At 66.0% G+C, this 20,836-nt stretch carries 25 protein-coding genes; 18 read left to right on the top strand and 7 right to left on the bottom strand.

All coding sequences use genetic code 11. From position 1 onward, the window contains the following. Positions 1-22: 22 nt before the first annotated feature. From GH664_RS01975 to GH664_RS01935, 9 genes are all read left to right on the top strand, one after another. Positions 23-316 (top strand): antitoxin of toxin-antitoxin stability system, encoded by a 294-nt coding sequence (locus tag GH664_RS01975; RefSeq protein ID WP_153166443.1) that lies wholly within the window; start codon positions 23-25, stop codon positions 314-316. Next, positions 313-597 carry a type II toxin-antitoxin system RelE/ParE family toxin gene (locus tag GH664_RS01970; protein WP_153166442.1) on the top strand — a complete coding sequence of 95 codons (285 nt, stop codon included), beginning with the start codon at positions 313-315 and terminating at the stop codon, positions 595-597. Before GH664_RS01975 ends, GH664_RS01970 begins: the two co-directional genes overlap by 4 nt. 191 nt (positions 598-788) lie before the next feature. Then, the gene (locus GH664_RS01965; RefSeq protein ID WP_153166441.1) at positions 789-1,745 is read left to right on the top strand and encodes a DMT family transporter; all 957 of its coding nucleotides are present in this window, start codon (positions 789-791) and stop codon (positions 1,743-1,745) included. 106 nt (positions 1,746-1,851) lie between these two features. Further along, the gene (locus GH664_RS01960; protein WP_153166440.1) at positions 1,852-2,787 is read left to right on the top strand and encodes a nucleoside recognition family protein; all 936 of its coding nucleotides are present in this window, start codon (positions 1,852-1,854) and stop codon (positions 2,785-2,787) included. A 90-nt stretch (positions 2,788-2,877) separates the two neighbouring features. Next, on the top strand, positions 2,878-3,240 hold the full coding sequence (locus GH664_RS01955; RefSeq protein WP_153166439.1) for a CidA/LrgA family protein: 363 nt from the start codon (positions 2,878-2,880) through the stop codon (positions 3,238-3,240). Next, positions 3,237-3,971, top strand: a complete 735-nt coding sequence (locus tag GH664_RS01950) for an LrgB family protein (RefSeq protein WP_153166438.1) — start codon at positions 3,237-3,239, stop codon at positions 3,969-3,971. The genes GH664_RS01955 and GH664_RS01950 overlap by 4 nt, the downstream gene beginning before the upstream one ends. Before the next feature lie 86 nt (positions 3,972-4,057). Beyond that, on the top strand, positions 4,058-5,683 hold the full coding sequence (locus tag GH664_RS01945; RefSeq protein ID WP_153166437.1) for a hypothetical protein: 1,626 nt from the start codon (positions 4,058-4,060) through the stop codon (positions 5,681-5,683). Positions 5,684-5,813: 130 nt separating this feature from the next. After that, positions 5,814-7,868, top strand: coding sequence for an elongation factor G (fusA, locus tag GH664_RS01940; protein WP_153166436.1), 2,055 nt, complete (start codon positions 5,814-5,816; stop codon positions 7,866-7,868). A gap of 88 nt (positions 7,869-7,956) precedes the next feature. Continuing rightward, on the top strand, positions 7,957-8,217 hold the full coding sequence (locus GH664_RS01935) for a DUF4212 domain-containing protein (protein ID WP_153166435.1): 261 nt from the start codon (positions 7,957-7,959) through the stop codon (positions 8,215-8,217). A gap of 96 nt (positions 8,218-8,313) precedes the next feature. Here GH664_RS01935 and soxZ read toward each other — a convergent pair whose 3' ends face one another. Beyond that, positions 8,314-8,625, bottom strand: a complete 312-nt coding sequence (soxZ, locus tag GH664_RS01930) for a thiosulfate oxidation carrier complex protein SoxZ (protein WP_153166434.1) — start codon at positions 8,623-8,625, stop codon at positions 8,314-8,316. Positions 8,626-8,642: 17 nt separating this feature from the next. Continuing rightward, positions 8,643-9,107: a thiosulfate oxidation carrier protein SoxY gene (locus GH664_RS01925; protein WP_153166433.1), complete on the bottom strand. Its 465-nt coding sequence runs from the start codon at positions 9,105-9,107 to the stop codon at positions 8,643-8,645. A gap of 141 nt (positions 9,108-9,248) precedes the next feature. Between GH664_RS01925 and GH664_RS01920 the strand changes: the two genes are divergently transcribed. Both GH664_RS01920 and GH664_RS01915 read left to right on the top strand, forming a co-directional pair. Then, positions 9,249-9,569 (top strand): c-type cytochrome, encoded by a 321-nt coding sequence (locus tag GH664_RS01920; RefSeq protein ID WP_228111334.1) that lies wholly within the window; start codon positions 9,249-9,251, stop codon positions 9,567-9,569. A gap of 12 nt (positions 9,570-9,581) precedes the next feature. Next, positions 9,582-10,847 carry an FCSD flavin-binding domain-containing protein gene (locus tag GH664_RS01915; RefSeq protein ID WP_153166432.1) on the top strand — a complete coding sequence of 422 codons (1,266 nt, stop codon included), beginning with the start codon at positions 9,582-9,584 and terminating at the stop codon, positions 10,845-10,847. Positions 10,848-10,872: 25 nt separating this feature from the next. Here the strand turns inward: GH664_RS01915 and GH664_RS01910 are convergent, their stop codons facing one another. The 3 genes from GH664_RS01910 to coaBC all read right to left on the bottom strand — a co-directional run bounded on the left by GH664_RS01910 (position 10,873) and on the right by coaBC (position 13,014). After that, positions 10,873-11,304: an NUDIX domain-containing protein gene (locus GH664_RS01910; RefSeq protein ID WP_153166431.1), complete on the bottom strand. Its 432-nt coding sequence runs from the start codon at positions 11,302-11,304 to the stop codon at positions 10,873-10,875. Further along, positions 11,304-11,753 carry a dUTP diphosphatase gene (gene dut / locus GH664_RS01905; protein WP_153166430.1) on the bottom strand — a complete coding sequence of 150 codons (450 nt, stop codon included), beginning with the start codon at positions 11,751-11,753 and terminating at the stop codon, positions 11,304-11,306. The genes GH664_RS01910 and dut overlap by 1 nt, the downstream gene beginning before the upstream one ends. Positions 11,754-11,820: 67 nt before the next feature. Continuing rightward, positions 11,821-13,014 carry a bifunctional phosphopantothenoylcysteine decarboxylase/phosphopantothenate--cysteine ligase CoaBC gene (coaBC, locus tag GH664_RS01900; RefSeq protein ID WP_153166429.1) on the bottom strand — a complete coding sequence of 398 codons (1,194 nt, stop codon included), beginning with the start codon at positions 13,012-13,014 and terminating at the stop codon, positions 11,821-11,823. 75 nt (positions 13,015-13,089) lie between these two features. Between coaBC and radC the strand changes: the two genes are divergently transcribed. The 3 genes from radC to rpmG all read left to right on the top strand — a co-directional run bounded on the left by radC (position 13,090) and on the right by rpmG (position 14,300). Beyond that, positions 13,090-13,767: a DNA repair protein RadC gene (radC, locus tag GH664_RS01895; RefSeq protein WP_153166428.1), complete on the top strand. Its 678-nt coding sequence runs from the start codon at positions 13,090-13,092 to the stop codon at positions 13,765-13,767. A 102-nt stretch (positions 13,768-13,869) separates the two neighbouring features. Next, positions 13,870-14,106 (top strand): 50S ribosomal protein L28, encoded by a 237-nt coding sequence (gene rpmB / locus GH664_RS01890; RefSeq protein ID WP_153166427.1) that lies wholly within the window; start codon positions 13,870-13,872, stop codon positions 14,104-14,106. A gap of 26 nt (positions 14,107-14,132) precedes the next feature. After that, positions 14,133-14,300 carry a 50S ribosomal protein L33 gene (rpmG, locus tag GH664_RS01885; RefSeq protein WP_068636144.1) on the top strand — a complete coding sequence of 56 codons (168 nt, stop codon included), beginning with the start codon at positions 14,133-14,135 and terminating at the stop codon, positions 14,298-14,300. Positions 14,301-14,484: 184 nt separating this feature from the next. Here rpmG and GH664_RS01880 read toward each other — a convergent pair whose 3' ends face one another. Beyond that, positions 14,485-14,688, bottom strand: a complete 204-nt coding sequence (locus tag GH664_RS01880) for a cold-shock protein (RefSeq protein ID WP_107493706.1) — start codon at positions 14,686-14,688, stop codon at positions 14,485-14,487. A 341-nt stretch (positions 14,689-15,029) separates the two neighbouring features. On the opposite strand from GH664_RS01880, the gene clpS reads away from it, so the two are divergent. The 4 genes from clpS (at position 15,030) to aceA (ending at position 19,912) form a co-directional block, all read left to right on the top strand. Continuing rightward, complete coding sequence (clpS, locus tag GH664_RS01875; protein ID WP_153166497.1) at positions 15,030-15,338, top strand: ATP-dependent Clp protease adapter ClpS; 309 nt, start codon at positions 15,030-15,032, stop codon at positions 15,336-15,338. After that, on the top strand, positions 15,339-17,615 hold the full coding sequence (gene clpA / locus GH664_RS01870) for an ATP-dependent Clp protease ATP-binding subunit ClpA (protein WP_153166426.1): 2,277 nt from the start codon (positions 15,339-15,341) through the stop codon (positions 17,613-17,615). It begins immediately after the preceding gene. A 176-nt stretch (positions 17,616-17,791) separates the two neighbouring features. Further along, positions 17,792-18,271 carry a ribonuclease E activity regulator RraA gene (rraA, locus tag GH664_RS01865; protein WP_153166425.1) on the top strand — a complete coding sequence of 160 codons (480 nt, stop codon included), beginning with the start codon at positions 17,792-17,794 and terminating at the stop codon, positions 18,269-18,271. Between the two features lie 327 nt (positions 18,272-18,598). Continuing rightward, on the top strand, positions 18,599-19,912 hold the full coding sequence (gene aceA / locus GH664_RS01860) for an isocitrate lyase (RefSeq protein WP_153166424.1): 1,314 nt from the start codon (positions 18,599-18,601) through the stop codon (positions 19,910-19,912). A 178-nt stretch (positions 19,913-20,090) separates the two neighbouring features. On the opposite strand, the gene GH664_RS01855 is transcribed toward aceA, so the two are convergent. Continuing rightward, positions 20,091-20,660, bottom strand: coding sequence for a Spy/CpxP family protein refolding chaperone (locus GH664_RS01855; RefSeq protein ID WP_153166423.1), 570 nt, complete (start codon positions 20,658-20,660; stop codon positions 20,091-20,093). Positions 20,661-20,836: the final 176 nt, after the last annotated feature.

The raw sequence follows: 20,836 nt of genomic DNA, 5'->3' as shown, positions 1-20,836 counted from the left end.
ATCCAGTATCAAAGGTCGCGCCATGTCCAAAGAAGCCGTCTTCACCATGAAGCTGGAGCCAGAGCTGCGCGCCGAGTTCATGGCCGAGGCAGCGGCCACCCATCGACCCGCATCACAGATACTGCGTGAATTGATGCGCGAGTTCGTGCAGCGCCAACGTGAGGCGCGCGAGTACGACGAGTTCCTGCGCACCAAGGTGGCGGATGCGCGTGAGCAGATCCGTGCCGGTGACTACGCCAGCGCTGACGATGTTGAAGCCCGGTTCGCTGCACGACGCGCGCAGTTGCTCGCCAAAGCAGAAAGTAACGGCGAATGAGGGTGTTCTGGGCCTCTGCCGCTGAGCAAGACCGCGCCGACATCATCGACTACATCAGCCGGGACAACCCGCTCGCAGCCGTCCGGATGGATGAGCTTTTTTCCGACGCAGCCAGGCGCCTGGCTACCCACCCACTCCTTGGGAAATCGGGCCAGATTCCGGGCACTCGCGAGTTGATCCCGCACGAAAGTTACAGGCTGGTGTACGAAGTGCAAGGCGACGCCGTGTGGATTCTGGCGCTGGTGCACACCGCACGACTGTGGCCCCGACGTATGCGATAGCGGGGGCACCGGCTGGGCTGAGGCGACTCAGACACCCCAACCCCGCACCAGTGCCATCCAGCTCGGGACGCCCGTCGGCGCCCGGTCAATCATCCGCCACCAATAGACAAGGACTCGGGGCCCGTCCGGTCACTGCCCCCGCCTGGAGATGCAAGGATGACGAAAAAGCCAACGCGGGATGACGACCGACGATGATCGCCGGCCTCCTCTCCGCGCTCGGCGCCGGCCTGCTGTGGGGGTTGGTCTTCGTCACCCCGCTGGTGCTGCACGACTACCCAGGCCTGATGCTGTCGATCGGCCGTTACCTCGCCTTCGGCGTCCTGGCGCTGGGCCTGGCCTGGTTCGACCGCCGTGCGCTGGCCGAACTTACCCGCGCCGACTGGACCGAAGCGTTCAAGCTCGCGCTGATCGGCAACCTGCTCTACTACGCGACGCTGTCGAGCGCGATCCAGCTTGCCGGCGCGCCGCTGCCGACGCTGATGATCGGCACGCTGCCGGTGGTGATCGCGCTGTGCGCGAACCTGATCGACCGTCGCGCAGGCGACGACGAGGGGGTGCCGTGGCGGAAGCTCGCGCTGCCGCTGGCGGTGATGCTGGCCGGCCTGGCGATCGTGCACGCGGACACCCCCTCGTCAGCCACCTCCCCTGCGGCCGACAGCGCCCGCTATCTATCGGGCATCGCGCTGGCGGTCTGCGCGCTCGCCTGCTGGACGTGGTATCCGATCCGCAACAGCCGCTGGCTGCGCGCCCGCGGCGCCGGCCTGTCGCGCGCGTGGGCAACGGCGCAGGGGCTGGCGACGCTGCCGCTCGCGCTGCTCGGCGGGCTGGCGTACGCGCTGTGGGACGGTCTCGGCGCCGCACCCGGCGGCGGCTTCGACTGGCCGCTGGGGCCAAGGCCGACGGTCTTCATCGGCATGATGGCCTTGCTCGGGCTGTGCGCCTCCTGGCTCGGCACGCTGCTGTGGAACCATGCCAGCCACCGCCTGCCCGCCGCGCTGGTTGGCCAGTTGATCGTGTTCGAGACGCTGTCCGCGCTGCTCTATGCCTTCGTCTGGTATCGCCGCTGGCCCAGCGTCGCCGAGGCGACCGGCATCGCGCTGCTGGTTGCCGGCGTGCTGCTCGGCGTGCGGATCTTCCGGCGCAGTTGAAACGCTACGGGCTGGCGCACGACAGCTCCAGGGCACAGCGATCGACGCCGCGCAGGCGAGGCTCTAATATGCCGCACTGCACCAATCCTCATCCCCACGGCAATCCATGGATCTCATGACGCAGACCATCCTTCAGGCCGGCCGTTCGGCCATCGAACTCGCGCTCTTCGTGCTGCTGCCGATCATGGTGGTGATGCTGACGCTGATGCGCCTGCTCGAGGCGCGCGGCGTGCTCGACTGGATCGTGGTGCGCCTGACCCCGCTGCTGCGCCCCGCCGGGCTCACCGGGCTGGGTGTATTCGCCGCGCTGCAGGTCAATTTCGTGAGCTTCGCCGCGCCGGTCGCCACGCTGACGATGATGGAAGGCCGTGGCGCGTCGGACCGCCACCTCGCCGCCACGCTGGCCATGGTGATGGCGATGGCGCAGGCCAACGTCACCTTTCCGATGGCAGCGATGGGTCTGGCTTTCGGCCCCGCGCTGGCGCTTTCGGCGATCGGCGGGCTGATCGCCGCGGCGGCCACCTACCACGGTTTCGGCCGCAGCCTGTCGGCGGAGGAAGGCCGGCTCGACGAAACACTGCAACACCGTGTCGCCGACGATGCCAAGGGCGTGCTCGACGTGATCAACCGCGCCGGCGCCGAAGCCTTCAAGATCGCCGTCAGTGCGATCCCGATGCTGGTCATCGCGCTGGTGGTGGTGATGGTGCTGCGGGCGTCCGGGGCGATCGACGCCCTGACTGCGGCGCTCACGCCCTTGCTGAGCGCGCTCGGCATCCATCCCGCAATGGTGCTGCTCACGCTGACCAAGACCATCGCCGGCGGCACGGCAATGATGGGCGTGATGGAAGGCATGCTGAAGGACGGTACGGCGAGCGTGGCCATGCTGAACGCCAACGCCGGCTTCCTGATCCACCCGCTCGACGTGGGTGGCGTGGCGGTGCTGATCTCCGCCGGGCGGCGCGTGGCCTCGGTGTGGAAACCCGCCGCGCTCGGCGCGATGCTCGGCATCCTGGTGCGCATGGCCGGCCATGCGCTGCTGTGACGCCGAGAGGGGCTCCGCAGCGCGCCCCTGCCGCGGTAGCCTGCAAGCCTTGCCCTGCACATCCCTGATCTGCCTGGTGGAGTCCCGACCATGATTGCCGCCCTCACCCTGCTCCTCGTCTTCCAGTTGATCGGAGAAGTGATCGCCCGTGCCCTGGCACTGCCGATTCCCGGGCCGGTCATCGGCATGGCGCTGCTGTTCCTGACGCTGCTGGTGCGCGGCGGCCCGGACGAAGACCTGCGCCAGACGGCCGGCAGCCTACTGCAGCACCTGTCGCTGCTGTTCGTGCCGGCCGGCACCGGCATCGTGCTGTACGGCGACCGCCTGGCCAACGAGTGGCTGCCGCTGCTGGTGGCGCTGGTCGCCAGCACTGCGCTGGCGATCATCGTCACCGCAGTGGTGCTGCAAGCGCTGACACGCCGCCGCGCCTCGTCGAAGGGAGCGCAACAATGACGCCGAGGCTGGAAGAAATCTGGGTTTACCTGTCGGCGACGCCGCTGCTCGGGCTCACGCTGACCTTGCTCGCCTACCAGGCGGCGTTCCGCATCTACCAGCGCGCCGGCTTCCACCCCATCGCCAATCCGGTGCTGCTCGCCGTCACCATGCTCGCCAGCGTGCTGCTGCTCACCGGCACGCCTTACCAGACCTACTTCGACGGAGCGCAGTTCGTGCACTTCCTGCTCGGCCCGGCGACAGTAGCGCTCGCCATTCCGCTGTACGCCCAATGGCCGCGGCTGAAGGCGATGGCGGCACCGCTGGCGATCGCGCTCGTGGCCGGCTCGCTGACTGCGGCGCTCTCGGCCTGGGGTATCGGCGCGCTGCTCGGGGCCAGCCGCGAGTCGCTGATGTCGCTCGCCCCCAAGAGCGTCACCACGCCGATCGCGATGGCGGTCGCCGAGCGCCTCGGCGGCCTGCCTTCGCTGACCGCGGTGCTGGTGATCAGCACCGGCATCCTCGGCGCCATCGGCGCGCGCTACCTGTACCGCTGGCTGCACATCTCCGACCCCGCGGTGCGCGGCTTCGCCATCGGCCTCGCTTCGCACGGCATCGGCACCGCGCGCGCCTTCCAGACGGGCGAACAGGCAGGCGCCTTCGCCGCACTGGCAATGGGCCTGAACGGTCTCGTCACCGCGCTGTCCCTGCCATGGATCATGCCCTGGGTCGAGCGTCTGCTGGGGCGCTGATCCTGACTGCAGAGCGGCTCGGGCACCTGGAAACGCCGGCACCCGCCTCCCTGCATCCCCCTCCAGTTCGTCGGGAACACCGCCAAGTGCTGACTACCCTTTACCGCTGGATCGACCGCAACATCCTCGAACTCGGCCGCGAGTTGCGCCTGTCCTACCTGCCGCCGCTGATGGTGTATTGCGCCGCTGGCGTGTCCGGCCTCACCGGCATCGTCGGCACCTTCTTCGTCAAGGACTACCTCGGCCTGTCGGCGGCCTTTCTCGCCGCGCTCGGCTTCTGGGCGGGGATCCCGTGGGCGCTCAAGATGCCGATCGGCCACCTCGTCGACCTGATGTGGCGGCACAAGGCCGGCCTGGTCTACCTCGGCGCGGCCCTGATCGCCACCAGCCTGGCGATCATGATCGGCCTCATCGGCCAACCGGAGGTAATGCGTGCGGTGATGCCGGTAGAAGCCTGGTTCGTGCTCTCCACCCTGCTGTCGCCGGTGGGCTACGTGATGCAGGACGCGGTGGCCGACGCGATGACGGTCGAGGCAGTACCGCGCCTCGACGAGCACGGCAGGCCGCTGCCCGACGACGCAGTGCGGCTGATGCATACGACGATGCAGATGCTGGGGCGCGTCGCCATCATCGGCGGCACCGTGCTGGTGTCGATCGCCAACGTGGTGATGTTCGCGGGCGCAGCCTCTCTGGCTGAGGCGCAGAAGGTGGCGATCTACCTGCGCATCTACGAATACGCCATGATCATCCCGCTGCTGTCGGTCAGCGGCGTCATGCTCGCCGGCATGCTCAAGCGACGCGAGGCGCGACGGCTCGCCGCACTCGGACGCGACCGCGCCGAGATCGACCGCCTGCTGCACGAGCCGCAGGAGAAGACCGCCCCCAACTGGTGGATCCTAGGCGGCAGCGCAGCCTTCATCGCGATCACGCTGGCAGTGGGCCTGTCGGGCATCGACTACGGCGAGGAGCTGATCTTCACCGCCTCGTTCGCCGTCATCGGCTTCATGATCGTGCGCCTGGTGCGTGAGCTCGCGCCCGACGCGCGGCGCATGCTGCTGGGCACCATCATCGTCATCTTCGTGTTCCGCGCGCTGCCCGGCCCGGGCGCCGGCGCGAGCTGGTGGATGATCGACGAGCTTGGTTTCGACCAGTCCTTCCTGTCGCGCCTCGACCTCATCACCAGCGGCCTGACGCTCGCCGGCCTGTTCCTGTTCCGGCGCTTCATGGCGGAAAAATCCATCGCGCAGATCGTCGTGTTCCTGACCGTCACCACCACCTTGCTGTCGCTGCCCATCATCGGCATGTTCCATGGCCTGCACCACTGGACCGCGAACCTGACGGGCGGCATGGTCGATGCACGCTTCATCGCCATCGCCAACACCGCGCTCGAATCTCCGCTCGGCCAGGTATCGATGGTGCCGATGCTGGCGTGGATCGCGAATTCGGCGCCGCCGCACCTGAAGGCGACCTACTTCGCGGTCATGGCCTCCTTCACCAACCTCGCGCTGTCCGCAGCCCAGCTCGGCACCAAGTACCTGAACGAGATCTACGTCGTCAGCCGCGCGGTGAAGGACGCTGCCACCGGCGCGATCACCACCCCGGCGAACTATGGCGAGCTCGGCGCACTGCTGGTCACCGTGACCGTGCTCGGCCTGGTGCTGCCGCTCGCGGCGATCGCGCTCACCCGTCTGCTGGGGCTGCGCAGCGCCTGAACCGCCGAAGTGACAATGGGGCGCCGGACCACGCGCCGACGACGTGCCGGCTTGATCTGATGCATTGCCATCGGCCTGCGGCAGGCGGAAACTTGGGGCGATCGCATACACAAACACAGGGAGCACAGCGATGACACCCAGCTCGGTTCACGACATCCGCAACCTGAGCCTGCTCGGCCATGCGGGCAGCGGCAAGACCACGCTCGCCGAGGCGCTGCTCGCCGCGGCCGGCGAGATCGGCGCGGCCGGCAGCGTCGAGCGCGGCGACACGGTTTCCGACTACGACCCGCAGGAAAAATCGATGGGTCACTCGCTGCACGCCGCCCTCGTCCATCTGGAGTGGGCCGGCCACTGGATCAACCTGCTCGATGCACCGGGCCTGCCCGACCTTGCCGGTCGCGCGCTGGCCACGCTGCCCGCGGTGGAGACGGCCGCGGTGGTGGTGAACGCCGCCGCCGGCGTGGAAAGCGGCACGCGCCGCATGATGACCGCGGCCAGGGGCAAGTGCCGCATGATCGTCATCAACAAGATCGATGCCGCCGGCGCCGACTTTGCCGGACTGCTGGAGGCCATCGCCGCCGAGTTCGGCCGCGAGTGCCTGCCGATCAACCTGCCGGCACAGGGCGGCGGCAAGGTGGTGGATTGCTTCTTCGCGCCGGACACTGCCGCGACGACGGCGATCTCGAGCGTGACCGCCGCGCATAGCGCGATCGTCGACCAGATCGTCGAGCTGGACGAGGATCTGATGGCGAAGTACCTCGAGCAGGGCGAGTCGCTGGACCCCGAGCAACTGCACGCGCCCTTCGAGCAGGCGCTGCGCGAGGGCCATCTGGTACCGGTGTGCTTCGTGTCCGCGCGCACCGGCGCCGGCGTGCGCGAACTGCTCGACATCCTCGGCAAGCTCGCGCCCGATCCCACCGAAGGCAACCCGCCCGCCTTCCTGAAAGGCGACGGCGCCGCGGCCGAGTCCGTCGACGTGGCACTTGACGCCGGGCGCCACGTCGTCGCCCACGTGTTCCAGGTTTCCAACGATCCCTACCGCGGCAAGCTCGGCCTGTTCCGCATCCATCAGGGCCAGGTGAGCCCCAGTTCGCAGCTCTTCATCGGTGACGGCCGCAAGCCCTTCAAGGTCGCCCACCTGTTGCGCATGCAGGGTCGCAACGCAGTCGAGACGCCGCTGGGCGTGCCCGGCGATCTGTGCGCCGTGGCACGGGTGGACGAAATCCACCGTGACGCGGTGCTGCACGATTCTCATGACGAGGACTACTTCCACCTCGCCGCCCCCGCCTATCCTCAGCCGGTCTATGGCCTGGCGCTGATCACGAAGAAGCCCGCCGACGAGCAGAAGCTGTCCGAGGCGCTGGCCCGCCTCAGCGACGAGGATCCCTGCCTCGAAGTCAGCTACGACGTGCGCGGCCGCCACACGGTGGTGCGCGGGCTGGGTGAGCAGCACCTCAAGATCGTGCTCGAGGAGCTTTCCACGCGCTGGAACCTGCAGCTCGACACCGCACCGCCAGCCATTCCCTACCGCGAGACGATCTCTATCGTTGCCGAGGCGCGCTACCGCCACAAGAAGCAGAGCGGCGGCGCGGGCCAGTTCGGCGAGGTCGCCCTGCGCGTCGAGCCGCTCGAGCGCGGCGCGGGCTTGCAACTGGGCGACGAGGTCAAGGGCGGCGCGATTCCCACCAACTTCATGCCGGCGGTGGAAAAAGGCGTGCGCCAGGCGCTTGGCGAAGGCGCCTTTGCCGGCTTCCCGATCCAGGACCTGCGCGTGGTGGTGACGGACGGCAAGCACCACGCGGTCGACTCCAACGAAGTGTCCTTCGCCACCGCCGCGCGCCATGCGCTGATCGAGGCGGTGCTCGCCGCGAAACCGCAGGTGCTGGAGCCGATGCTGGACGTGCAGGTCAAGATGGCCGACGCGCTGTTCGGCGAAGTCAGCGGCGAGCTGTCGGCCCGTCGTGGCCGCCTCACCAGCACCGACAGCCCGTCGGCCGGCTGGATGCTGATCTCGGCGCGCGTGCCGATGTCGGAGATGGACGGCTTCGAGAGCCGACTGAAGGCCATCTGCGCCGGCGAAAGCGAGTTCGTGCTCGAGGCCGGCGGCTACGAGCCCGCGCCACAGGAAGTCCAGGCCGAGCTGTCGCGCAACTTCGCCGCGACGGGTAACGGAAACGGCGGCTGATGCGGCCTGCAGGCGCATCCCGCCCGCCCCGGTGGAAGACGGCCGCAGCGATGGGGCCGCCTTCCACCGGCATCAAGGCTGTGGCGCAATGAAACTGACGGATGGACACCGCGCCTACTGGCGCCGCAACCTGGTCCTGACCTTCAGCCTGCTGGTGGTCTGGTTCTCCGTCACCTTCGTCGCGGGCTACTACGCTCGCGAACTCAACGCCTTCAGCTTTCTCGACTTCCCGCTCGGCTTCTACATCTTCGCGCAGGGCTCGCTGATCGTGTACCTCGCGATCATCGGCATCTACGTGTTCGTGATGAACCGCCTGGACCGGCGCTACGGCGTCGGCGAGCGGCGCTGATCATCGCGACCTGCGCCGCCGTTTCCTCGCTACAGCGGAGCGAACCGTTGGCGGGCCGTGGCAATGGCATTCGATCACCAGCCGCGCAACGACAGATCACGCGATGGCCACCTCGTCGTTGCGGCTCTCCCCGAGGTTGTCGGTCCAGCTAACGCGCACCCGTTCGCCGGGAGCGCCGCCACGGAACTTGAAGACCAGATAGGGATTGGCCGAGACCGACGGGCCGAACTGGGCGCTCAGCACGACGCGGTCGTTATTGAACACGGTGAGATCGGTGATGAAATGGGCGGGAATCAGCGCCCCCGCGGCGTTCTTGCGCATCCCCGTCTCCATGACGTGGGACAGTCGGGCACGCACTTCGGTGATGCCGTCCCTGACGGTGGCGCGGATGCGAGTCGGATTGGTCATGTTCGCGCTCTCCGTGATCAGCCGCAGCCACCGATGGTGACCTGCACGTCCTTCCTGACGCTGTAGAAGCGCCCGCCCGCCTTCACCAGCACATGGATGGGGCAGGATTCGCTCACTTTCACCTCGGTCTGCAAGTCGGCGAGCGTCCCCTCGGGAATGGTGAAGATCGCTGCCAGCGGGCTCGGATTCTTCTCGATCAGGATCGCCACCTGCTCGGTCTTCGGCAGGCGGCTGACGATGCCCAGCCGCACCGCCGCGCCGTTGTCGTTGAGGTCGGGGACGTTGAGCTCGATGTCGGAACTGGCTGCGGGCTTGCCTGCGCCCAGTGCCGACAAGACCGCGTCGAGCGTGTGCGCATCAAAACCGGCGCGCGTCTGTGCGGCCTGCGCAAGTTCAGGGGTGATCAGACCGGCGGCCGTGAGCAGTGCGTAGAGGCCCAGGCCGCCGCCCGCTCGCAGCGCCTGCCTGCGTTGGTGATTCATGTTTCGTCTCCACAAGAATGAGGCCCCGCCGCGCTGGGCTATACTCCTCGCGCCCGATAGAGTGCCGCGCCGGCGAAATCGATGGTGAGGCCACGCCTCCGGCGCAAAAGTTCGCGCGCCCACGCGAAAAAGGAATCCAAGGTGAAATTGTCTCCCATCCTTGCCTCGCTGTGCCTGCTCGGCCTTGGCATCAGCATCGGCGGCGCGGCCGCGGCGGCCGACGCCAATCTTGCACGCAACCTGGCCGCCACCTGCGCCAATTGCCACGGCACCGACGGCCGCAGCGCCGGCGGCATGGACAGCCTGGCGGGGGAAGCGCGCGACCGCTTGATGCAGAAGCTGCTCGCCTTCAAGTCCGGCTCGCGTCCGGCCACGATCATGCACCAGATCGCCAGGGGCTACAGCGACGAGCAGCTCGCGCTGATCGCGGGCTACCTTTCGGCGCAGCGCGCGCACGAGTGAGGAAGGGACGAAATGCTGAATCGACGCAGCTTCATGAAAGGACTTGCCGGCGCTGCCACGTTGGGCGGACTCACTGCGTGCACCGGCACCACGACCCGCGCACGCGCCCATGTGCTGGTGATCGGCGGAGGCTACGGCGGCGCCACCGCAGCGAAATATCTGCGCATGTGGAGCCAGGGCGCAGTCGACGTCACGCTGATCGAGCGCAACGCGGCCTTCGTCTCGTGCCCCATGTCGAACCTCGTGGTGGGCGGCTACCGCGAGCTGGCCGACATCAGCGTGTCGTACGCCGCCCTGCAGTCGAAATGGGGCGTGCGACTGATCACCGACGAGGCGACCGCGATCGACCCCGCCCGACGCACGGTGTCCACCGCGGCCAATGGCGTACTGAGCTATGACCGGCTGGTGCTGTCGCCGGGGATCGATTTCATCACCACCGCGGTTCCCGGGCTCGAAGGCAACTTCGAGCGCCTCCCCCATGCGTGGAAGGCAGGACCGCAAACCGTGCTGCTGCGCCAGCAACTGCAGGACATGCCCGACGGCGGCGTGTTCGCGATGCACGTTCCCAAGTCGCCCTACCGCTGCCCGCCCGGACCCTACGAGCGCGCCTGCGTGGTGGCGAGCTACCTGCAGCGGCACAAGCCGAGGTCGAAAGTGCTGGTGCTGGACGCGAATGCCGAGATCCAGTCGAAGAAGGCCTTGTTCACGAAGGCCTTCCAGAGCTACGGAAAACTGATCGACTACGTCCCCAACAGCGACCTGCGCTCGGTGGATGCCACCAGCCGCAGTGCCGAACTGGAATTCGACCGCGTCCGCGCCGACGTGCTGAATGTCATCCCACCGATGCGCGCCGGCAGCATCGCAGTGCGCGCGGGGCTTCCGCTCGTCAATGGGCGCTGGGTGGACGTCGACTGGCTGACGATGGAAGCAAAAGGCGTGGCGGGCGTGCATGTGCTGGGCGATGCGCTGCTGCCGGCGCCGGGCATGCCGAAGTCGGGGCACATGGCCAACCAGCACGCCAAGCTGGCCGCCGCCGCGGTGCTGAACCTGCTCGCGGGCGAGCCGCCCAGCCCGACGCCGGTGCTGACCAACACCTGCTACAGCTTTGTCGACGAACGCAATGCCATCCACGTGGCTTCGGTGCATCAATACGATGCGGACAAGCGGCAACCGATGCCGGTCGAAGGCGCCGGCGGCCTGTCGACCGCCGCGAGCGACCTCGAAGGTCAGTACGCGTTTGCCTGGGCGAAGAACATCTGGGCCGACATGCTGGCCTGAGCGCGCACCGGGCGAGTGGCGCTGCTCAGCGCTGCCAGCCCAGCTCGAGCATCCAGGGGCCCGGCCCCGCGCGCAGCGCCTCGCGCACATAGGGCACCATGGACTCCGGAAGAGCTGCGCGATCGATCCACTCGAGGCGATCGCACTTCTCCGGCTCGCGGATCGCGGCCTCTCCGCGCCAGCGAGTGGCGCGCAGGAAGAAATCGATGCGGTTGGTGTCGGACAGACGGTGCACCACCCCCATCCATTCCAGCCCGTCGAAATCCAGTGCGAGGCCGGTTTCCTCCCGCATTTCGCGCACCGCGGTGTGCAGCACCGACTCCCCCGGCTCCACATGCCCACCCGGCAAGCTGTAGAGGCCATCGAAGAAGCCGGTGCCCGACCGCCGCATCAGCAGGATGCGGCCATCGCGCTCGCACAGCACATGGACGCCGGTCGGGATGCCCACATGCTGCATCAGTGCTGGCCCGTGCTGCCGAAACCGCCCTCGCCACGCTCGCTGGCGTCGAACTCCTCGACGACGTTCAGCGACACCTGCAGCACCGGCACGACCACCAGTTGCGCGATGCGCTCCATCGGCTGGATGGTGAAGCTGCCACGCCCGCGGTTCCATACCGAGACGAAGATCTGCCCCTGGTAATCGGAATCGATCAGCCCGACCAGGTTGCCTAGCACGATGCCGTGCTTGTGGCCGAGCCCCGAGCGCGGCAGCACCATTGCCGCCAGCCCGGGATCGGCGAGGTGGATCGCCAGACCGCTCGGCACCAGCGTGGTCTCGCCGGGATGCAGGGTGATGGCCGCCGGCAGGCAGGCGCGCAGATCGAGGCCCGCCGAACCGCAGGTGGAATAGGCCGGCGGATGGCTCCTGAGCCGGTCGTCCAGGATCTTGATGTCGATTCGGTGCATGTCAGCCCTCCGTGAGTCCTTGGCGCGTCGCGCTCGGTGGTGTGTGCGGCCGTGCCGATGTCGCCGCTCAGGTCGCGGGCGGCAGCATCGCGGCCAGGTGGTCGACGATGCCGCGCGCCACCTCCGCCTTCGATGCGCGCGGCAGCGGATGACGCCCTGCGTCGTCGTACAGGATCACCGTATTGTCGTCCCCGCCCATGCCGTCGCTCACCAGGTTGCCGACCAGCAGCGGCAGGCGCTTGTTGCGTCGCTTGCCCTCCGCGTAGGCGTCCAGATCACGGCTTTCGGCCGCAAAACCCACGCAGAACGGCGCCGCCGGCAAGGCGGCAACCTCCGCCAGGATGTCGGGATTCTGTGCCAGGGAGATGGACAAGTCCGCGCCCGTCTTCTTGATCTTGTGCTCGGCCGCCTGCACTGGGCGGTAGTCCGCCACCGCCGCCACACCGATGAAGACGTCGGCATCGGGGAGCGCCCGCAGCACCGCCGCGCGCATGTCCCGCGCGCTGGCAGCGGGCACGCACTGCACGCCCAGCGGCACCGGCAGCGATACCGGCCCGCTCACCAGCACGACTTCGGCACCCGCCTGCGCGCAGGCGCGCGCCAGCGCGTAACCCATCTTTCCCGAACTGATGTTGGTGATGCCACGCACCGGATCGATGGCTTCAAAAGTCGGCCCGGCAGTCATCACCACCTTGCGCCCCGCCAGGCGCTTGGGCACGAAATGCCCTTCGAGCAGTTCGAGAAGTTCCTCCGGCTCGAGCATGCGCCCCATGCCGACCTCGCCGCAGGCCTGGTCTCCCGCGGCGGGACCGAAGACCGTCACGCCGTCCTCGCGCAACTGCCGGACGTTGCGCTGGGTGGGCGGCGAATCCCACATCTGGCGGTTCATCGCCGGCGCGACGATGAGCGGCACATCGCGCGCCAGGCACAGCGTCGTGAGCAGGTCGTCGGCCAGCCCATGCACCAGGCGGGCGATGAAATCTGCCGTCGCCGGCGCCACCAGGATCACGTCCGCATCACGGCCGAGATCAATGTGCGCCATGTTGTTGGGCATCCGCGCATCCCACAGGTCCGACCACACGGTGTTGCCCGACAGCGCCTGGAAGGTGACCGGCGTGACGAAGCGCGCGCCGCCCTCGGTCAGCACGACATGCACATCGGCCCCCGCCTTCCCCAACAGGCGCACCAGTTCCGCCGCCTTGTAGGCCGCGACGCCGCCGGTGACACCCAGCACAATTTTCCTGCCCTGTAGACCGTTCATGACATTCGATTAAAATGGACACCCGCGCACCGACCTGACCTACCTCCTCGATGGCGCGAAAACCAAGGAGCCACCATGGCAATCACCGACTGGCCGGCGGACGAACGGCCGCGCGAAAAACTGCTCGCGCGTGGCACGCAGGCCCTGTCCGACGCGGAACTGCTCGCCATCTTCCTGCGCGTCGGCATCCGCGGCCACAGCGCAGTCGACCTTGCGCGCAGCCTGATACATCGCTTCGGCAGCCTCACCCGGTTGTGCAGCGCCAGCGCGGACGATTTCTCCGCCGTCCCGGGAATGGGGCTGGCGAAGTATGCCCAACTGCAGGCAGTGATGGAACTGGCCCGGCGTGCGCTCAGCGAGACGATCCGCGAACGCGCGCTGTTCGATTCGCCGCAGGCAGTGCGCGACTGGTTGCGCCTGCGCCTGGGCCACCTCCCTCATGAGACCTTCTGCGTGATGCTGCTCGATGCACGCCATTGCCTGATCGACGCGGTGGACCTGTTCCGCGGCACGCTGACACAAACCTCCGTCTATCCGCGTGAAGTGGTCAAGCTCGCGCTCGAGTACAATGCAGCAGCGGTCATCTTCGCGCACAACCACCCCTCCGGCGCCTCCGAGCCGAGCACCGCAGACGAGATGCTGACACGCGCCCTCAAGGATGCGCTGGCGCTGGTGGACGTCCGCGTCCTCGACCATTTCGTTGTTCCAGCGCATGGCGCGCCGGTATCATTCGCTGAACGTGGCCTGCTTTGAACACGGCTCGTCCGGCCGGAGTCGCAAGCAGGGCTTGCCATCGCCTGCTCTTCTACAGTATCCTCCACCGTTTCCCGAACTTAGAATTCCCTGGAGCAACGTATGGCTCGCGTCTGCCAAGTCACCGGTAAAGCACCGATGGTGGGAAACAACGTCTCCCACGCCAATAACAAGACCAAGCGCCGTTTCCTGCCCAACCTGCAGAACCGCCGTTTCTGGAGCGAGAGCGAAAACCGCTGGATCCGCCTGCGCGTTTCCAATGCCGGTCTGCGCACCATCGACAAGAAGGGCATCGACGTCGTCGTTGCCGAGCTTCGCGCCCGCGGCGAGAAGCTTTAATCCGCCCGAACTGAACGGAGAACGCCATGGCAAAAGGCATCCGCGAAAAGATCAAGCTGGAATCGACCGCCGGCACCGGTCATTTCTACACCACGTCCAAGAACAAGCGCACCACGCCGGAAAAGCTCGAGTTCAACAAGTACGACCCGGTCGCGCGCAAGCACGTGCCGTACAAGGAAATCAAGCTGAAGTGATGCTCGGGGCGGAGCCTTTCCGCCCTGTCCTTGCCACCCCAGCCGCAACCGCAGGTTGCGCCTGAGGATACGTCGGCGAGCGAAGCATACGGACTCCAGACAGCGAGAAGGCCATCGGTTTACCGATGGCCTTCTCGCTTTCCAAGGCCGGCCGGGGCTTTCGCTCCGGGCGGGCCTGGCTGCATCAAGCCTTTTGAATGTTCGAGGCCTGCTTGCCCTTGGGACCTTGGGTCACCTCGAAGGAAACCTTCTCGCCCTCCTTGAGGGTCTTGAAGCCACTCATGTTGATGGCAGAAAAGTGCGCGAAAAGGTCTTCGCTGCCGTCATCGGGAGTAATGAAGCCGAAACCCTTGGAATCGTTGAACCACTTCACGGTGCCAGTTGCCATATTGCATCTTTCCTTCAAGGTTGCTTGATACGATCGGCCCCCCGGCCGATACATCGGCGCCAGCCCCCTGTCGTTATCTTCGACAAGCCTGAAACCGGCGCACAGCTTGGCTTTTACGCACTTGCCCGCATACCGTCAACGACTTCTTCGGATGCTTTTTTGGCGCGTCGCAGCATTCGGTTAAAAGGACAGTTCTGGAACATGTTAAATAGACAGGCACTTTCCTGGATTCCAGGCATGCCGCACCGCACGAGCCGCTCTTGAAATCACGCAACACTCCCCCATCTGCACACTGAATTCGACTTGTTGCACTCTGCCCGGAGTTCTTTAGAATGAATTTCATGGGTACCCGTAAACAAGACGAATTCCTGCTGGAGGCGAAGCGGACACGCACCAGGCCGCCGCCCCTATATAAGGTGCTTCTGCTGAACGACGATTACACGCCGATGGACTTCGTGATAATCGTGTTGCAGAAATTTTTCGGCATGGATCGCGAACGTGCCACGCGAGTCATGCTCCAAGTGCACAGAGAGGGCATGGGGATATGCGGAGTCTTTCCGCGTGACATTGCCTCGACGAAGGTCGAACAGGTCGTATCCTTTGCTCGTCAGCATCAACATCCGCTGGCATGCGTGATGGAGGAAAATTGAATGATCGCGCAAGAGCTTGAAGTGAGCCTGCACATGGCCTTTGTAGAGGCGCGCCAGAAGCGACACGAGTTCATCACCGTGGAGCATCTGCTGCTCGCCCTGCTCGACAATCCCTCGGCGGCAGAAGTGCTGCGCGCCTGCGCCGCCAACATCGACGAGTTGCGGCGCGAGCTCACCAACTTCATCAACGAGCACACGCCGACCATCGAAGGCAGCGGTGAAATCGACACCCAGCCCACGCTCGGATTCCAGCGCGTGATCCAGCGGGCCATCCTGCATGTCCAGTCTTCCGGCAAGAAGGAAGTCACGGGCGCGAACGTGCTGGTCGCGATCTTCGGCGAGAAGGATTCCCACGCGGTGTATTTCCTGCAGCGCCAGAACATCTCGCGGCTGGACGTGGTCAATTTCATCTCGCATGGCATCGCCAAGACGCCGCAGCAGGGCGCCAACCAGCCGAACCGCAGCGACTCGGAGCAGAACGAGCCCGAGCAGGAGGAGAAGCAACCTGGCGGCGCACTCGAGAACTACACACAGAACCTGAACCAGCAGGCCCTCGTCGGCAAGATCGATCCGCTGATCGGGCGCGAGAAGGAGGTCGAGCGCGTCATCCAGACGCTTTGCCGCCGTCGCAAGAACAATCCGCTGCTGGTTGGCGAGGCCGGTGTCGGCAAGACCGCCATCGCCGAGGGACTGGCGCACCGCATCGTCGAAGGCCGCGTTCCGGAGATCCTCGAGAACGCTCAGGTCTTCGCGCTCGACATGGGCGCACTGCTTGCCGGCACCAAGTATCGCGGCGACTTCGAGCAGCGCCTGAAGGCGGTGCTCAAGCAGTTGCTCGAGAACCCCAATGCGATCCTGTTCATCGACGAGATCCACACGCTGATCGGCGCCGGCGCCGCATCGGGCGGCACGCTGGACGCGTCCAACCTGCTCAAGCCCGCGCTGTCGTCCGGTCAGTTGAAGTGCATCGGCGCCACCACCTACAACGAGTTCCGCCAGATCTTCGAGAAGGACCACGCGCTGTCGCGCCGCTTCCAGAAGGTGGACGTCGTCGAGCCCTCGGTGGCCGAAACGGTGGAAATCCTGAAGGGACTCAAAAGCCGCTTCGAGGAACATCACGGCGTGAAGTACTCGACGTCGGCGCTGTCGAGCGCGGCGGAGCTGTCGGCGCGCTACATCAATGACCGTCACCTGCCCGACAAGGCAATCGACGTCATCGACGAGGCCGGCGCAGCGCAGCGCATCCTGCCAAAGTCCAGGCAGAAGAAGACCATCGGCAAGAACGAGATCGAGGAAATCGTCGCCAAGATCGCCCGCATCCCGCCGCGCACCGTCTCCAACGACGACCGCGCGGCACTGAAGACACTGGAGCGCGACCTCAAGAACGTGGTGTTCGGCCAGGACGCAGCCATCGACGCGCTGGCGCAGGCAATCAAGATGTCGCGGTCCGGGCTCGGAAATCCGCAGAAGCCGATCGGTTCCTTCCTGTTCTCTGGGCCGACGGGTGTGGGCAAGACCGAGGTCGCACGTCAGCTCGCCTACGTGCTGGGCATCGAACTGGTGCGCTTCGACATGTCTGAATACATGGAGCGCCATGCGGTGAGCCGTCTGATCGGCGCCCCCCCGGGCTATGTGGGTTTCGACCAGGGCGGCCTGCTCACCGAGCAGATCACCAAGAAGCCTCACTGCGTGCTGCTGCTCGACGAGATCGAGAAGGCGCATCCGGACATCTACAACATCCTGCTGCAGGTCATGGACCACGGCACGCTGACTGACAACAACGGTCGGCAGGCGGACTTCCGCAACGTGATCGTGATCATGACCACCAACGCGGGAGCGGAGACGATGCAGAAATCGGTCATCGGCTTCTCCGCCAAGCGCGAAGCCGGCGACGAGATGGAAGACATCAAGCGCATGTTCTCGCCGGAGTTCCGCAACCGGCTGGATGCCACCATCTCGTTCAAGGCGCTGGATAACGAAATCATCCTGCGCGTGGTGGACAAGTTCCTGATGCAGCTCGAAGCGCAACTGCACGAGAAGAAGGTCGAGGCGCACTTCACCGAAGACCTGAAAGCCTGGCTCGCCGAAAAGGGCTTCGATCCGCTGATGGGTGCACGCCCGATGGCCCGCCTGATCCAGGACACGATCCGCTCCGCACTCGCCGACGAACTCCTGTTCGGGCGGCTTGCCAACGGCGGCAAGGTCACCATCGACCTCGACGAGGAAGACAAGGTGAAGCTGCTGTTCGAGCAGACCGAGGATGCGACGACCGTCTGAACCGCTCTCGCCAGCCCGTGCATGACGCCTCCCGCACAGGGAGGCGTCTTTCTTTGTACGGCCCGGATCGCTTCAGCGACGCCCCGCCGCCCCGCGCCCGCGCAGGCATGCCGCACTCGGCTATCATGCGCGGGCCCGCAGGTACCCGCCCTGCACGTTTTCAGCGAGGAGCTTCCATGACCATCCAGACCACCGATCTCTGCGACGCCAACGAAGACAAGGTGAGCGTCGTCAGCCCGATGTTCCGCAGCTTTGGCGGCCGTAGCGCGTTCGGCGGGCCGATCACCACGCTGAAGCTGTTCGAGGACAACGCGCTGGTGCGCAAGACGCTGGAGACGGCAGGCGAAGGCCGGGTGCTCGTCATCGACGGCGGTGGCTCGATGCGCTGCGCGCTCGTCGGCGACCAGTTGGCCGAGCTCGGTGTGCGCAACGGCTGGGGCGGCATCGTCGTGTACGGTTGCATCCGGGATTCGAAAGCGATCGGCGGGATGAATATCGGTGTGTTCGCCCTCGGCACCCATCCGCGCAAGACGGTCAAACGCAATACCGGCGAGACCGATCTGCCCGTCACGTTCGGTGGCGTGACCTTCATTCCCGGCCACTACCTCTACGCAGACGAGGATGGGGTCATCGTCTCCCCGACCGCGCTCTTCTGACGCCGGCTGTGCATCAGGTTCCAACAGGGTCGCCGGAATCGGCCTGCAGGGCGCCGCAGCGCAACACACGCCGTACCGCATTCCATTTCACGACGTCGATTCCTTTCTCATATCGTGAAACGAAAAACACAAGACCTTGTTTTTATTGGAAAACTTTTTTCTTATATCTTATATAAGACATATTGCTGCTGCGCACGATGCAGCCTATACTTTCTCTCAACCGCAACACCTCTCTCCCTCGAAGATGTTCCGGCTTGGACCTCTGCCGGCGGGCGCAACGCCGGCGGCTGAGGTTGAATCAACTCCCGAATCAGACAAGGAAGCATCATGACCCTGACCCGCGAACAGCAAATCGCCGCCCTCGAAAAAGACTGGGCCGAGAATCCCCGTTGGAAAGGCATCAAGCGCGGTTACGCCGCCGCCGACGTGGTTCGCCTCCGCGGCAGCCTGCAGCCCGAATACACGCTGGCCCAGCGCGGTGCAAAGCTGCTGTGGGAGCGTGTCAATGGTGGCGCCAAGAAGGGTTATGTGAACGCCTTCGGCGCGATCACCGCCGGTCAGGCGATGCAGCAGGCCAAGGCCGGCCTCGAGGCGGTCTATCTGTCGGGCTGGCAGGTCGCCGCCGACGGCAACACCTCCGAGACCATGTACCCCGACCAGTCGCTGTACGCCTACGACTCGGTGCCTACCATGGTCCGCCGAATCAACAACACCTTCAAGCGCGCCGACGAGATCCAGTGGTCGCGTGGCATCAACCCGGGCGACAAGGAATTCATCGACTATTTCCTGCCGATCGTCGCTGACGCTGAAGCCGGTTTCGGCGGCGTGCTGAACGCCTTCGAACTGATGAAGAACATGATCGCCGCCGGCGCCGCCGGTGTGCACTTCGAAGACCAGCTCGCCGCGGTGAAGAAGTGCGGCCACATGGGCGGCAAGGTGCTGGTGCCGACCCAGGAGGCGATCGAGAAGCTGATCTCGGCCCGCTTCGCCGCCGACGTCATGGGTGTGCCGACCATCATCCTGGCCCGTACCGATGCGGAAGCCGCGAACCTGATCACCTCCGATCACGACGCCAACGACAAGCCCTTCCTCACCGGCGAGCGCACGCAGGAAGGCTTCTACCGCGTCAAGAACGGTCTTGAGCAGGCCATCAGCCGCGGCGTCGCCTACGCGCCGTACGCCGACCTGGTGTGGTGCGAGACCGGCACGCCGGATCTCGGCTTCGCCCGCGAGTTCGCCCAGGCCGTGCATGCCGCCTGTCCGGGCAAACTGCTGTCCTACAACTGCTCCCCGTCCTTCAACTGGAAGAAGAACCTGGACGATGCCACCATCGCCAAGTTCCAGGACGAGCTCTCGGCGCTGGGCTACAAGTACCAGTTCATCACCCTGGCCGGCATCCACATCAACTGGTTCAACACCTTCAAGTTCGCTCACGCCTACGCTCGCGGCGAAGGCATGAAGCACTACACCGAGATGGTGCAGGAGCCGGAATTCGCCGCGCGCGAGCAGGGCTACACCTTCGTGTCGCACCAGCAGGAAGTCGGCGCCGGCTACTTCGACGACGTCACCACCGTCATCCAGGGCGGCTCTTCCTCGGTGAAGGCCCTCACCGGTTCGACCGAAGAAGAGCAGTTCCACTAAGAGACTGCGTCCCCGGATAATAGGGGAGGAGACAGGAAGGCCACCCCACGGGGTGGCCTTCTTCCATTTCGGCAGCCGTCCATCAGCCGCGACAGTTGCTCGAGCCGAGCCGCCTTGCAGGCGCGGTTCGAGCGGATCGCACGCGGGGTGACCGACTGCGTTCTGCGGCTACTCCGCCTCAGCCGCGGCCCGGCCCCATGCCCCGACCAGGCCCCATTCCCTGCCCCGCGCCGTCCGCGGGCCCCTGCCGCATGCCCGGCCCGCGGTCCCCCTTGCCGCCGCGCGGCCCCATGTGGAAGTCGGCGTCGAAGACTTTCTTCTGCGCATCGCTCAGGTGCGGATAGAAGGCCTCCACCGCGCGTCGCGTTTCAGCCAGCTCGGTCTGGTGGATGCGGCTCATCTCCTCCATGCGCTGCAGGCGTTCGGTGGCAGTGGCGGGCCACGGCGCGGCACGGTGCGCCGCCATGCGCTCGCCGACGTCCCTTGCCCGCACCAGCATCGCGCCCTTGAACTGCGACCACGCGCCCTGCTGATCCGGTTTCAGCGCCAGCGCCAGTTCCAGGCGCGCAAGCTGCGTGTCGGCGCGCTGCACGATGCGCTCGCTCATCTGCGCGGGATCCAAGCGCTGCATCATCGGCCCCGGGCTATAACCGTCGCAGTGTCCGCCGCGCGCCATCGCTGCCGATGCGCCGAAGGCCGTGCTGGCAACAAGCGCGGCGGCAAGAGTGCTCTTCATCCAGGTCTTCATGATGTTTCTCCTCGTGGGGCAGTGCCCGTCCGTTCGGGCGACGGAACCATTGAAGCACCCGGGTGTAAGCGGGATTTGTCCGCAAGCCTTCGTTTTGCAGCCTCGTGTCTCTGTGACCGGGCTGGATACGCTGGGATACAAAGCACGTTCGTGTCCGACATAAGATGCCGGCCATG

This window comes from Thauera sp. 2A1, assembly GCF_009469595.2.
Classification (GTDB): Bacteria; Pseudomonadota; Gammaproteobacteria; order Burkholderiales; family Rhodocyclaceae; genus Thauera.
The sequence above is the reverse complement of the archived record's forward strand: the minus strand, read 5'-3'. Positions and strand labels throughout refer to the sequence as shown.